Here is a 13,059-nt window from a genome sequence, read left to right as displayed (position 1 = left end):
GGTCGCCCCGTGCGCCGCACGACCGCGTTCCTGCTCCCGGCCGTCCTGTCCCTCGCCGCCGTCCTCGCCCCAGCGCCGTCCGCCACGGCCGCGCCGTCCGCCACGGCCGCGCCGTCCGCGCCGGCCGGAGTCGCGCCGTCCGGAGCCGCTGCGTCGGGCAGGGCTGCGGCCGTGCCCGACCCGGTGGTCTTCGTCCACGGCCGGAACGCCGGCCCCGGCGTCTGGGGCAGTATGACCGCCTCCCTCCGGGCCGCCGGCTATCCGGCCGACCGGCTCTTGGCGTGGAGCTACGACAGCACCCTCTCGACCAACGAGGTGCTCGCCGGCCGGCTGGCCGCCTACGTGGACGACGTGCTCCGCCGGACCGGCGCGGACAGGGTCGACATCGTCGCCCACTCGCTCGGCAGTCTGCCCAGCCGCTGGTACGTCAGGTTCGGCGGCGGGGCCGCGAAGGTCGGGCACTGGATCTCGCTGGCCGGCCCCAACCACGGCACCACGGTTGCCTGGCTCTGCGCCCTCTGGGACCAGGGGTGCCGCGACATGACCCCCGGCTCCTACGTCGTGACCAGGCTCAACGAGGGCACCCCCACCCCGGCCCCGGTCCGGTACACCACGCTCTGGTCGCCCTGCGACGAGCAGATCGCGCCCACCTCCAGCACCCGGCTGGACGGCGCGGTCGACGTCCGGACGGCGTGCCTCAAGCACAACGACCTGCTGACCGACCCGGCCGTCCAGGCCCGCGTCCGCGAGGCACTGGCGGGGTGATCGTTCGGCCGACGGCTTCCGCCCCGGCCCGGTACGGTCCCGGCCCGGCTCGGCCCCGCCCCAGCCCCACCCCCCCGGCATGGTCCCGGCCCGCCGCGGTGGCGGCCGGCCGGGTGGCCGGTGCGCCGGCGGGGCGGGCCGGGGAGGTTCAGCACTGGGGCCGACGGCCGTGGTTGGCCTTGCTCCGGCTGCGTGCCTTCTTCTTCCGGCGCCGCTTCGACGACATGGCCGCTCCTCTCCCGGTCGGTCGGCACCGGCCCTCGGGGAAGTGGTGCCGCGCGGGCGGCGAGGGCGGTGCTCCGCGGTCGGGCCCGCCGGCGGCGGGGCCCGACCTCCATGGTCCGCCGCCGGGGCCGGGAGCGAAAGGCGAGCAGGCCGGGGGGGCGCGCAGGCCGCTCCCGCGCTGCGCTCCGGTACCGCACTGCGGTACCCGTTCCGACGGGGGAGCCGGGGTCCTCGCCCGGCCTGCCGCCCTGACGCGGGCAGCCGGGGTCCTGGCCCGGCCTGCCGCCCTCAGAAAGTGTTGGGTAATCGGATGATTACTGGTTCTTGAGGTCGTCGGCGAGGCGGCGGGCTGCTTCGGTCTCGATGGGGCCGCGCGGTTCGACCTCCTCGCCGGCGAGGCGGGCGGCCATGAGCCGGATCATCGCAACCTTGATCATCGCTTCGGCGTGCGCGGTCTTGCGCTCGTAGTCCCGTGCCAACCGTCTGCACCGTCCCAGCCAGGAGAATGTCCGCTCGACCACCCACCTGCGGGGCAGCACCTGGAACCCTTTCACATCCGCATTGCGCGGCACCGCGACGATCTCCAGGTTCTCGTGCTCGGCCGCCCAGCCGACCAGGCCCGCGTCGACCACATTCACGTAGCCGCCGTCGACCCAGACCAGCCCGACCTGCGGAAACAGGTTCCGGATCCCGCTGAGGACCAGCTTCGCGCCCGCCCGGTCCTGCACCGAGGCCGAGTGCACCACCGCCCGCAGCACGAGCCCGCAGGTGTCCACCAGCAGGTGCCGCTTACGGCCCCGCACCCGCTTGCCCGCGTCGTAGCCGATCGCCTGCCCGCCCTGGTGGCTGCGGGCCGACTGCGAATCCAGCACCGCCGCCGAGGGCTGCGGGTCCCGGCCGTCCGCCACCCGGACCCGCTCGCGCAGCGTGTCGTGAACCCGGTCCCAGGTGCCGTCCGCCGTCCACGCGCGAAACCAGCGGTAGGCCACGTCCCACGGGGCGAGATCATGCGGCACCAGCCTCCACGCACAGCCGCTGACCAGCACGTACAGCACAGTGTCCACGACCAGCCGACGCGGGAACTTCAACGGACGGCCGGCCCGGCGCAGATCCCGCACCGGCAGCAGCGGCTCGATCGCCGCCCACTGAGCGTCCGTCAACGACGAGTCATAGGACGGCTTGCACGCACAGACACACATGGCGGTGATCTTCGCGGACAGGGCAACGCAAAGATCACCACCAGTGGATCACGCCATGAAGTTGATCAATTACCCAACACTTTCTCAGGCGGGCGGGCGGACCACCCCCAGCAGGAGCGCCACCAGCTCGTCCACCACCTGCTCCATCGAGGCCTCGAACTGGCCGGCCGTCCAGTCGTGCAGCAGCCCGTTGACGGCGCCGATGAACGCCGTCGCGGCGATCCGGTAGTCCCGTTCCGCGGCCTCGCCGCGCTCCGCGGCGGCCCGGGCCTCGGCGAGGATCAGCTCCACCCAGCGGGAGCGCCGGACCAGTCGCTGGCGCTCCAGCGCCGCGCTGACGCCGATGATCTCGACGAAGGCGATCCGCAGCCGGCGCGGGTCGTCGGTCGCCGCCGCGACGTAGGCGCGCAGCACCGCCCTGATCCGTGCCTCGAAGGCGAGGCCCGCGGAGTCGCCGAGGGCGGCCAGGACGGCCTGCTCCGTCCAGTCGTTGACCACCAGGTGCAGCTGGGCGAGGACGTCCTCCAGGTTGCGGAACTCCTCGTAGAACTGGCGGGTGGACAGGCCGGCCGCCTCGCAGAGCGCCGTCACCGAGGCGGCCCGGTAGCCCGGCCGGTCGCCGAACTGGTCCAGGGCGGCCCGGAGGAAGCGTTCGCGCCGCTCGGCCCGCCGCTCCTGCGCGGACCGTCCGCCGTACGTGCCCGTGGGCCCACCTGCCACTGCCGCCGCCCCCGATCGCCGCTGATGATCCTTCAATTGTTGCCCACCGACGTCTTGTCAGGGTCGGCAGGTCGTCCCTACCGTCGAGTAACGCAATCTGACAAACCTCCTTTTCAGACTCTGCGCGTTCTCGCGAAGGAGCGGCGATGACAGCCCCCGCACACCCCGCCTCCCCCCGTCCGTCCCGGATCTCCCGGCGCACCCGGGCCCTCGGCGGCCTCGCGGCCGCCCTCGGCCTGGCCCTCACCGCCTCGGCCACGGCGCCCGCGGGAGCGGCCGCCGCTGCGTCCCCCGCCGCGGGCCAGGGGCTGCGGGAGGTGATGTTCGTCGGCAACAACTGGGACGGCACGGCGGACGTCATCCGCTCCACCGGCGACCTCGCCCGGATCGGGCGCGTCAACGTGATCCCGGACAAGGAGCAGCGGCTCACCGAGATCTACCTCAACCCTGTCAAGCTCGCCTACTTCCTGGGCATCCGGCTCGGCCCCGGGGAGGGCCACGACCAGTTCGTCGACGACATGTACTCCACCCCGGACGGCACCGCCGTGGTCGTCTCCCGGCCGAGCTTCGCCGACGTGGTCTCCATCGACCTCGCCACCGGGCGGATCAACTGGCGCTTCCCGGTCTCCGGCTACCGCTCCGACCACATGGCGCTCTCCCCGGACGGCACCCGGGTGGCGGTCTCCGCGTCCACATCCAACACCGTCCACGTGCTGGACGTCCGCACCGGCGCGCAGCTCGGCTCGTTCGGGACCGGGGACAAGCCGCACGAGAACCTGTTCACCGACGGCGGCCGGCGGATCTGGAACATGTCGATCGGCGAGGTGAACACCGCCCTCGACGCGCCGTGGCTGGACTGGACGAAGGGCGACCGCCGGATCACCGTGGTGGACGCCGACACCTTCGCGCAGACCCGGGTGATCGACATGCGCGAGCGGCTCGACGCCTTCGGCCGCTCGGACCTCTCCGACGCGATCCGCCCGGCCGCCTTCACCCCCGACGAGTCGAAGCTCTACTTCCAGGTGTCGTTCTTCAACGGCTTCGTGGAGTACGACGTGGCCGGCGACCGGATCACCCGGATCAAGACCCTGCCGAAGAACCCGGCGACCAGCGAGGACCGCACCACCTGGGTCAACGACTCGCGCCACCACGGGCTCTCGATGAGCCCCGCCGGCGACAAGCTCTGCGTCGCCGGGACGATGGACGACTACGCGACGGTCGTCGACCGCGCCACCCTGCAGGAGGGGCCGCTGGTGCCCGCCTCGAAGCCGTACTGGGCCACCGTGAGCGGCGACGGCAAGTCCTGCATCATCTCGGAGAGCGGCGCCGACCAGGTCACCGCGATCGACTTCGCGACGGGGCTCAGGACCGCCTCCGTGCCGGTCGGCGACCACCCGCAGCGCGTCCGCCTCGGCCACGTCGCGGCCGACTGGACCGGCCCGTCCGGCCGCTGACGGCCGGACCGGGTACGGACGGCCGCCGCGGCGGGGCGCGCCGCCGGTGATCGGTAGAATCGCCGGTCATGGCGGACCCCCAGGACGACGACCCGTTGCGGCCCGGCGGCGGCGGGCCGCCCGCACCACCCGGCGGACACGGCACCGGTCGCGGTGCGGAGGTCGGGCTGATCTGGGCGCAGACCCTCGACGGTGTGATCGGGGCCGACAACGACATGCCGTGGCGGCTGCCCGAGGACCTGGAGCACTTCAGGGCCACCACGCTCGGCCACCCGGTGGTGATGGGCCGTCGGACCTGGGACGCGCTCCCGCCGCGGTTCCGCCCGCTGCCCGGCCGGCGCAACATCGTGGTGACCCGCGATCCGCAGTGGGCGGCCGACGGCGCCGAACGGGCCGGCTCCGTCGGCGAGGCCCTGGAGCTCGCCGCCGGGTCGCCGGCGCCGGCCGCCGGGCAGGTGTGGGTGATCGGCGGCGGGCAGATCTACCGCGCCGCCATGGAGTACGCCGTGACGCTCTCGGTGACCGAGATCGACCTGTCGGTGGCGGGCGACACCTACGCCCCGGCCCCGGGCCCGGGGTGGAGCGTCGTCGAGGAGCAGGGCTGGCGCCCCTCGACCTCCGGGCTGCGCTACCGGATCCTCAGGTACGAGCGCCGCCGACCGGGCCCGAACGGCGGCGAGGCGGCTCAGGACGTGCCGTAGACGATCACGAAGTCGTCGTGGACGTGCCGGCCGGGCCTGGCGTCCGCCTCGTCCAGGGCGTCGCGGACGGCCTGCAGCCGGTCGACCGCCAGCTGCAGCGGCGGCTCGTCCGGCTGGTAGGTGTACCGGATCGGGTAGTCGACGCCCTTCTCCGTGCTCATCTCGATGTGGCAGCCGAGCACGTGGCTCACCGGGTGCGTGGCCGCGAAGGCGATCAGCCGGTCGATCGTCGCGGTGTAGGCGTCCCAGTCGGCGACGTACAGCCGGCCCGGGTAGACGGTGTCGCCGGTGAGCAGGAAGCCGGTGAACGGGTCGAAGTAGGAGATCGCCGCCTCGTGGTGGCCGGGGCCGGGCAGGCAGGTCAGCACCCGGCCGCCGAGGTCCAGCCGGGCCGGCCGGTCGAGGTCGTCGTCCAGGCCCAGGAAGGCCCGGACGGTGGCGAGCTCCGCGCCCACCACCACCGTGTCGGCGCGGTCGGCGAACTGCGCGTCCCCCGCGACGTGGTCCCCGTGTCCGTGGCTGTGCAGCACGACCAGCCGGTAGCCGGGGCGCGGGTGGCGGTCGAGCCAGCGCTCCACCAGCTCGTCGACGACGCGGCGGAGCGGGAAGTACTCGGCGGACGCGGTGGCGCCGGTGTCCAGCAGCACGGCGCGGTCGTTGCCGAAGAGCAGGAACAGGAACGGCGCCTCGTAGTTGACCGCCATGTTCTGCCGCAGGATCACGGTGTGCTCGTCGTAGTGGTGGACCTGGAGCTCCGGGTCCGTGTTGTGCTTGGCGGACTCGGAGCCGTGGATCCACCGCACGTCGAGCGAGCGCCCCGCGAGGTGTGCGGACGCGTCGGCGAAGTCGATCGGGTGCGGGTCGGGGGTCATGCCGCCTCCTGGTTCCGGTCAGCGCGTCGGCTTCCCGTCTGCCCCCCGGCGGACGGGCGCGGCACCCCCTGCGGGAGCCACCGGATGCGAACCTACCAGGCGCCTGTGACAGCGCCCGTCCGGGATGTTCGAGGCCTCACGGCCCCCGTGCCCTGCGCACGCGTGGCCCTGCGTCCCCGTGGCCCCGCGCCCCGTGCCGCCCGCGGTTCCGAGTGTCACGGGCCGCGGGTGGCAGGGGGCGCGTGGCCGGCGCGGGTGTCAGTCGACCAGGTTGACCGGGCGGTAGGCGTGGTAGCCGTCACCGGACTTCAGGCCGTAGCTGTGCGTGGCGTACCGGGTGCCGACCTTGCCGGCCTGCTCGTACGACTTGTAGGAGGTGCGCTTGCCGTCCACCCAGCCGTCGAAGATGACGACGTGCCGGTGTTTCGGGTCGTTGCTGTTGGCCTTGATGACCAGGTCGCCCTGGCGCAGGTCCTGCATCGCGATCGGCCTGGTCCAGCCGTCGTTCTTCAGCGACACCGTGTTCGGGCCCGACTTGGGGAGCCTGAGGGCCATCGAGGCGTAGCCGGAGCAGTCCTGGCGGTAGCCGTCCTTCCAGGTCTTCTTCTGGCTGTACGGCACGGCCCTGCCCGCGTTGTCCGTCAGCCAGACCTTCGCGCGCCGGATCTCCTCGGCCCGGGTGATCTTCGCGGCCGCGGCCCGCTCGGTCTCCGAGCCGGCGTCGAGGGCCTCACCGCCCTCGTCCTCGGTGTCGAGGACCGGATCGGCGACCTCGGAGACCGCGGCGGGGGGCAGGGCATCGGCGGGCCGCGCGACGGCCGGCCCGGTGAGGACGAGCGAGCCGAGCACGGCGGCGGCGAGGGCGGCGACGGTCGAACGGCGGATGTGCTTCATGGTGGTGCCTCCTGCGGCAGGTGGTGCGGGAAGGGGGGAGGTGGAGCTCCGGAAGGGGCGTCAGCCCTGGTGGGCCAGGCGGCGCAGGGCCGCCCGGTCGGCGTGGAAGACACTGGCGTCGACCTTGCCGGGCGTGCCCGGCACCGACGCGCGGTCGCTGTACTGCCAGAAGTCCCAGCCCTTGGCGCCGGGCAGCGGCTCGGGCGGGGTGGTGCCGTAGCGGGCGAGCCAGAGCGGGTAGCCGCTCAGCTCCTCGGTCCCGCCGAGGCAGTCGTCGACGAAGTTCTTGCGGGTGTAGACGATCGGCGTGGCGCCGGTGGCCTGCTGCACCCGCTGGAGGAAGGCCTTCACCTGGCCGAGCCGGAGCCGGTGGCCGCCGCTCCGGCACTGTTCGAGGTCCAGCACCGGCGGCAGCTCGCCCGGCCGGGTGCCGGAGAAGCCCTCGCGGTGCAGCACGTCGAGGAAGTGGTCGGCCTGGGCGGTGCCGTCCTGGTCGGCGGTGAAGTAGTGGTAGCCGGTGCGGACCAGGTCCACCGAACGGGCGCCGGCGAGGTCCCGGCCGAACCAGCCGTCGGTGAAGCCGGTGCCCTGGGTGGCCTTGAGCATCACGAAGGACTGGCCGCTGCGGGCGATCGCGGGCCAGTCGAAGGCCTGGTCCTCCTTCGGGCCGTGGTCGCCGTGGTAGCTGTCGATGCCGCGCACCGCGTAGGCGTCCGGACCGGTGCCCGCGGCGCCGGCCGGCGAGGCCGGCCCCAGGGCGGTCGCGCCGACGGCGGACGCCACGACCGCGGCGACGGCGGCCGCCCGGACGGCCCGGTGGACCTTGCTGCGGAATCGGAGCTTCACGTCGGGTTCTCCTCTGCTGTGGTTCCAGGGTGGTGACGGAGCGTTCGGTCCGGCGCCGTGCCGGTCGGCGGTTCCGCTGCCTGATGAGAGCTTCGCCCAGCGGCGGCCCGGCCTGCACCGGTTGCCTGTTGTCGCCCGGTCGGGACATCTCGACAACCCATCTGACCTGCCGCTATCACTCGTCAGAGGGGAATGCCCGACACCGCGTGACCCGCCCGGCGCCCAGTCGTTGACGGGTCGGGAGCGAGCGGAGCGGGGGCCGACGGTGAGCACGGAGAGCGACCCGGGGCGGTCGGACGGGGCCGGATTCGGAACGGTGCTGCGCACGCTGCGCCGCGACGCCAGGCTCTCGCAGGCCGATCTCGCCGGCCAGGTGCACTACGACAAGAGCCACATCAGCAAGGTGGAGAACGGCGACAAGCCGGCCACCGCCGAGTTCGCCCGCGCCTGCGACCGGGCCCTGCGGGCGGGCGGCTCACTGGTCGCGCTGGCGACGCGCGGCCACTGCCCCTACCCGGGCCTCGCGTCCTTCCGGGCGGAGGACGAGCGCTGGTTCCACGGCCGCGACCGGGCCCGCGCCGCGCTGCTGGGCCTGCTCGCCGAGCGCCGCGCCGACCGCGGCGGTCCCGTCCTGGTGGTCGGTCCGTCCGGGGCCGGAAAGTCCTCACTGCTGCGGGCCGGCCTGGTGCCCGCCCTGCGGCGCGGCGCCCTGGCCGGCCTCGGCCCCGCCTCCGCCGCCGTCCTCACCCCGACCGGCCGCCCGCTCGACCGGCTCGCCGAACTCGCCGACGGCCCGGAGGCCGTGTGGATCGTCGACCAGGCCGAGGAGCTGTTCACTCTCTGCGCCGACCCCGAGCAGCGGCGGGCTTTCCTGGACGCGCTCTGCCGCGAGGCCGGCCCCGAGGGCGGCCGACCGGTGGTGCTGGGGCTCCGCGCCGACCTGTACGGGCACTGCCTGGCGCACGACGGCCTGCTGAAGGCCGTCCGGCGCGGCCAGCTGGCCCTCGGGCCGATGAACGCCGCCGAGCTGGCCGAGGCGATCACCGGGCCCGCCCGCACCGCCCGGCTGGAGCTCGAACCCGGTCTGCTGGAGCTGATGGTCACCGACCTCGGCCTGGAGGGCGCCGGAACCGCCGGCACCGCGGGCGCCTACGACCCCGGCGCCCTGCCGCTGCTCGCCCACACCCTGCGCGCCGTCTGGCAGCAGCGCGCCGGACGCTCCCTCACCCTGGCCGGCTACCGGGCGATCGGCGGGCTGCACGGCTCGGTCGCCGCGACGGCCGAGCGCGCCTGGGCCCGGCTGGAGGACGATGCGGCGCGGGCCACCGCCCGCCGGGTGCTGCTCCGGCTGGTCCACCTGGGTCCGGACGGCCAGGGCTCGCGCCGCCGGGTCGACCGCGCCGCCCTGGCGGGCCGGCCCGGGTCCGATCCCGGCGCGTCGCTGTCCGGTCCGGACACCTCTGCGGCCGGCTCCGGCGGGCCCGCCCCCGGGGTGCCCGGCTCGGGCCCCGACGCGCCCGGCCCCCCATCGGAGGACCGCGTGCTCGACCAGGTGCTCGCCTCCTTCGCCGACGACCGCCTGATCACCGTCGACGCCAGCGGCGTGACGCTCTCCCACGAGGCCCTGCTCCGCGCCTGGCCGCGCCTGCGCGACTGGGTCGAGGAGGGGCGGGCCGGCCTGCGCCTGCACCAGCAGCTCACCCAGGACGCCGAGCACTGGGCCGGGGCGGGCCGGGAGGAGGCGCTGCTCTACCGCGGCAGCCGACTGGAGCTGGCGCGCGAACGGGCGGCCGAGCCCGCCGGCGAGGAGCTGCTCACCCTCGTCGAGCGGGAGTTCCTGGCCGCCGCGACGGCCCGCGCCGAGCAGGAGCACCGGGCCGAGCGGCGCCGGGTGCGGACGCTTCGCCACCTGGTGGCGGGGCTCGCCCTGCTGCTGGTGTCGGCGCTGCTCGCGGGCGGCTTCGCCTGGCAGCAGTGGGACCGCGCGACCGTCGCCAACCGCACCAACCTCGCCCGCGCGCTGCTCTCCGACGCCGAACGCAACGCGGGCCGGGATCCGTACGCGGCGATGCTGGAGTCGGTCGAGGCCCGCCGGGTCGCGCTGTCCGGCGGGACCGGCCTGCGGCGGCCGGCCGAGGACGCGGTGCTCAGCACCCAGTCCGAGTACCTGACCGGGCGGATCCCCGGCTTCGCCCTGGGCGTCAACGGGCTGGCGATCAGCCCCGACGGGCGGCTGGTGGCGACCGGCGACTCCCAGGGACAGGTGGCGCTCTGGGACGCGCACAGCATGGCCCGGGTGGCCGAGCTGCAGGGCCACGACGTCCACGCGCCCGTGCAGGACGTCAGGTTCAGCCCCGACGGATCGCTGCTGGCCGTGACGGTCACCAGGAAGCAGGGCCTGCGCATCCTGCTCTGGCGGGTCGCCGACCGGCAGCGGTTGCCGTCCCCGGTGATGCCGCAGAGCTCCCCGATCGGCACCTCGGCCGCCAAGCGGTTGGCCTTCAGCCGGGACGGCGCCCTGCTCGCGGCCGCCAGCAGCGACGCCGCCCCGCCCGGACACGGGTGCGTCTGGGTGTGGCGCACGGACGCGGGCGCCGCACCCCCGGTGCGGACGCTGACCGGCCACACGGGGGTGGTCCAGGGCGTCGCCTTCGGGCCGGGGCACCTGCTCGCCTCCGCGTCCACCGACGGCGACGTGCTGGTCCGGGACTTGGGGGACCTGGGGGAATCGCAGGACGCCGATCCGTCCCGGGCCCCGGAGGGAGGGGCGACGACGGTGTTCTCCGGGCAGGCCCCGGCGCCGAAGTCGGTGGCCTTCGCCGCGGACGGGCGGCTGCTGGCGGTCGGCGGCGACCGCGGGCACATCCGGCTCTGGCGGCCTCCGGTGGACGGCGGCCCGGTCCCGGCCGCCCCGTTGCCTTCCGCCGCGGCGTCCCCGGCGCCCTCCGCCCCGGCGTCCCCGGCGCCCTCCGCCCCGTTGCCCTCCGCCCCGCCGCCGGGCGCCTCCGGCGCGGAGGGGGACGAGCCGCAGAGCTCCGCCCGGCTCCACCGGGTGGCCGGGCCCGCGGCCGACCGCCCCGCCGAGTGGACGTCCACCGACCTGCCGCCGGCCCACCAGGGGCCCGTCAACGCCCTGGCCCTCACCCCGGACGGAACCACCCTGCTCTCGGCCGGCGCCGACCAGACCACGCGCGTCTGGGACCTGCCCACCGGCCGGGTCGCGGCCGAACTGCGCGGCCACCCGACCTTCGTCCTCAACGTCGCCGTCGCCGGCGACAACCGGACCGTCGTCACCTCGGGGGGCATCAGCTCCCCGCCCGGCAGCGTCCTGCTCTGGGACCTGCACCGCGGCACCGACCTCGCACCGGGCCCCGACCGGCCCGCCGTCACCGCCGTCGCCTCGGCCGGTGACCGCGCGGCGGTCGGCACCGCCGACGGCCGGGTCGCCCTCTGGGACGTCGGCGGCCCCGTGCCGCGCCCGGTCACGGTCACCCCTCCCGACGGGCGGCGCGTCACCGCCCTCGCCTTCGACCGCCGCGGCCGCACCCTGGCGGCCGCCCGCGAAGGCGGCGCCGTCCACCTCCACCGCGCCGGGGACGGCGCGCGGACGGCAGCCGTCGACGTGGGCAGGTCCCCGACCGCACTCGCGCTCAGCCCCGACGGCACGGTGCTGGCCGTGGGCACGGCCGACGGCCGGCTGCTCACCGGACCGTCCGACGGCACGCCGTTGCGTGCCCGCCCGCTCGACCCGTGCGGTCCGGTGTACGCGGCGGTGTTCCTCGGCGACGGCGCCGACCTGGCCTTCGCCTGCGACTCGCAGCACGTCCACCTGCTCGCGGCCGCCGACCCGGACGCGCGCCCGCGGAAGAGCGGCATCTTCCACCCCGACCACCTGCGCCACCTCGCGGTCAGCCCGGACGGCCGGCTCCTGGCGACGGCCGGCAACGACCGCGTGGTCGTGGTCTGGGACGTCCGCACCGGCCGATCGCTGGGCGCCGATCCGAACCGCCCCGCGGAGCCCGAGGAGGCGGCGCGCACCGTGGGCTCCGACACCGTCCACGCCCTCGCCTTCGCCCCGGACGGCCGTACCCTCGCCGACGTCGGGCAGCAGGGCGCGCTGCGGCTCTGGGATCTCGACTCCCCGGCCCCGGCGGCCACCCTCACCGGCCCGGGCCTGCCGCTCAACGGACTCGCCTTCCTCCCCGACGGCCGCGTTCTGACGGGGGGTGACAGCGGCGCCGCCCCCGTCTGGAGCCTCGACCCGGCCGCTGCCGTCGCCGGGGCCTGTGCCGTCGTCCGTCCACCCCTGCCGCACCGCGACTGGCTCCGCCTCGCCCCCGGCGCCCCCTACCGCCCTACCTGCCCCTGACCGGCCCGGTCCCGGCCGCCGCCGAGCGGCGCACCGGTCCCGCCCCTCGGCGGCGGCCGGTGCGCCCGTCGGCGGTGGGTCGTCAGTGGCGGGGCTCGATCCTGAAGTCGAAGGCCGTGGTGCCCGGGTCGATGGCGGTGACCCCGCCGTCGACCGTGAGCGCGGCGCCGTTGACGTAGCTCGCCGCGGGGGAGAGCAGCCAGCCGATGGCTGCGGCGACCTCCTCCGGCTCGCCGGGCCGGGCGGCCGGGGAGAGCCGGGTGGCCTGCCGGTAGGCCTCGTCCACGCCGCCGGGCAGCTGCTCGGCGTCCGCGAAGCGCGTCATCCGGCGGTCCGCCATCTCCGTACGCACCCAGCCCGGGCAGACGGTGTTGGCCCGCAGCCCGAGGTGGCCGTAGTCGACGGTGAGCGAGCGGCAGAGCTGGAGCAGCGCGGCCTTGGAGGTGGCGTAGGCGGCGCTCCCCGGGCCGTTGCGCAGCGCGGAGACGGAGGCCACCGCGACGACCGAGCCCCGCGACCGCAGCAGGTGCGGCAGCGCGGCCCGCAGCATCAGGAACGGCCCGGTGAGGTTGGTCCGCATCACCAACTCCCAGTCCTCCGGCGTGACATCGCCCACCGCGCCACCACGCCCGACACCGGCGTTGAGGACCAGCCCGTCGAGCCGGCCGAACGCGGACAGCGTCGCCTCCACCAGCGCCTCGACGTCGGCCGGCTCGGTGGTGTCGGACACGTGCGCCACCGCGCCGGTCTCCTCGGCGATCCGCTCCAGCGGCTCGGCGCGCCGCCCGGAGACGACCACGTGGTGGCCCTCGGCCCGCAGCAGCCGCGCGGTCGCGGCGCCGATGCCGGTACCGCCGCCGGTGACGATGACAACGCGCTGGTCGGACATGGGTTCCAGCCTCCGGGAGGGATTCGGTGATCTGTGGACTGACCATCGGATCCTATGCTCACGGGTCGTCAGGTCCGGCCCGCGCGGTCCCGTCCGTTCTCCCGCTCGCCCTCCCGCCGGCCTGT

General features: G+C 75.4%; 10 protein-coding genes. 4 read left to right on the top strand and 6 right to left on the bottom strand.

The window, feature by feature from the left end:
• The first annotated feature begins 9 nt into the window (after nt 1-9).
• A complete protein-coding gene (locus tag RMN57_RS03140; RefSeq protein WP_313761801.1) occupies nt 10-765 on the top strand; it encodes a lipase/acyltransferase domain-containing protein in 756 nt (251 codons plus the stop codon).
• Nucleotides 766-1,304: 539 nt separating this feature from the next.
• Here the strand turns inward: RMN57_RS03140 and RMN57_RS03135 are convergent.
• Both RMN57_RS03135 and RMN57_RS03130 read right to left on the bottom strand, forming a co-directional pair.
• Nucleotides 1,305-2,189, bottom strand: coding sequence for an IS5 family transposase (locus RMN57_RS03135; RefSeq protein ID WP_313761644.1), 885 nt, complete (start codon nt 2,187-2,189; stop codon nt 1,305-1,307).
• A gap of 84 nt (nt 2,190-2,273) precedes the next feature.
• Nucleotides 2,274-2,909, bottom strand: coding sequence for a TetR/AcrR family transcriptional regulator (locus RMN57_RS03130; RefSeq protein WP_313761800.1), 636 nt, complete (start codon nt 2,907-2,909; stop codon nt 2,274-2,276).
• 146 nt (nt 2,910-3,055) lie between these two features.
• Here RMN57_RS03130 and RMN57_RS03125 point away from each other — a divergent pair, with 146 nt between their 5' ends.
• Together RMN57_RS03125 and RMN57_RS03120 are read left to right on the top strand one after the other, a co-directional pair.
• Nucleotides 3,056-4,363, top strand: coding sequence for a YncE family protein (locus RMN57_RS03125; RefSeq protein ID WP_313761799.1), 1,308 nt, complete (start codon nt 3,056-3,058; stop codon nt 4,361-4,363).
• Between the two features lie 68 nt (nt 4,364-4,431).
• Nucleotides 4,432-5,064, top strand: coding sequence for a dihydrofolate reductase (locus RMN57_RS03120; RefSeq protein ID WP_313761798.1), 633 nt, complete (start codon nt 4,432-4,434; stop codon nt 5,062-5,064).
• Here the strand turns inward: RMN57_RS03120 and RMN57_RS03115 are convergent.
• The 3 genes from RMN57_RS03115 to RMN57_RS03105 all read right to left on the bottom strand — a co-directional run bounded on the left by RMN57_RS03115 (nt 5,049) and on the right by RMN57_RS03105 (nt 7,676).
• Complete coding sequence (locus RMN57_RS03115) at nt 5,049-5,936, bottom strand: MBL fold metallo-hydrolase (RefSeq protein WP_313761797.1); 888 nt, start codon at nt 5,934-5,936, stop codon at nt 5,049-5,051. The two genes, RMN57_RS03120 and RMN57_RS03115, sit on opposite strands and share 16 nt — an antisense overlap.
• 258 nt (nt 5,937-6,194) lie before the next feature.
• Nucleotides 6,195-6,830, bottom strand: a complete 636-nt coding sequence (locus RMN57_RS03110; protein WP_313761796.1) for a hypothetical protein — start codon at nt 6,828-6,830, stop codon at nt 6,195-6,197.
• A 60-nt stretch (nt 6,831-6,890) separates the two neighbouring features.
• On the bottom strand, nt 6,891-7,676 hold the full coding sequence (locus RMN57_RS03105; RefSeq protein WP_313761795.1) for a glycoside hydrolase family 25 protein: 786 nt from the start codon (nt 7,674-7,676) through the stop codon (nt 6,891-6,893).
• Nucleotides 7,677-7,941: 265 nt separating this feature from the next.
• Here RMN57_RS03105 and RMN57_RS03100 point away from each other — a divergent pair, with 265 nt between their 5' ends.
• On the top strand, nt 7,942-12,045 hold the full coding sequence (locus RMN57_RS03100) for a helix-turn-helix domain-containing protein (RefSeq protein WP_313761794.1): 4,104 nt from the start codon (nt 7,942-7,944) through the stop codon (nt 12,043-12,045).
• Between the two features lie 82 nt (nt 12,046-12,127).
• Here the strand turns inward: RMN57_RS03100 and RMN57_RS03095 are convergent, their stop codons facing one another.
• Entirely contained in the window at nt 12,128-12,934 is an 807-nt protein-coding gene (locus RMN57_RS03095; RefSeq protein ID WP_313761793.1) for an SDR family oxidoreductase, read from the bottom strand.
• Nucleotides 12,935-13,059 lie beyond the last annotated feature (125 nt).

Origin of the sequence: Kitasatospora sp. CM 4170, assembly GCF_032110285.1 — a bacterium.
Classification (GTDB): domain Bacteria; phylum Actinomycetota; class Actinomycetes; order Streptomycetales; family Streptomycetaceae; genus Kitasatospora; species Kitasatospora aburaviensis.
Note: the sequence above shows the minus strand (reverse complement) of the source record. Positions and strands in the feature narration are given on the sequence as shown.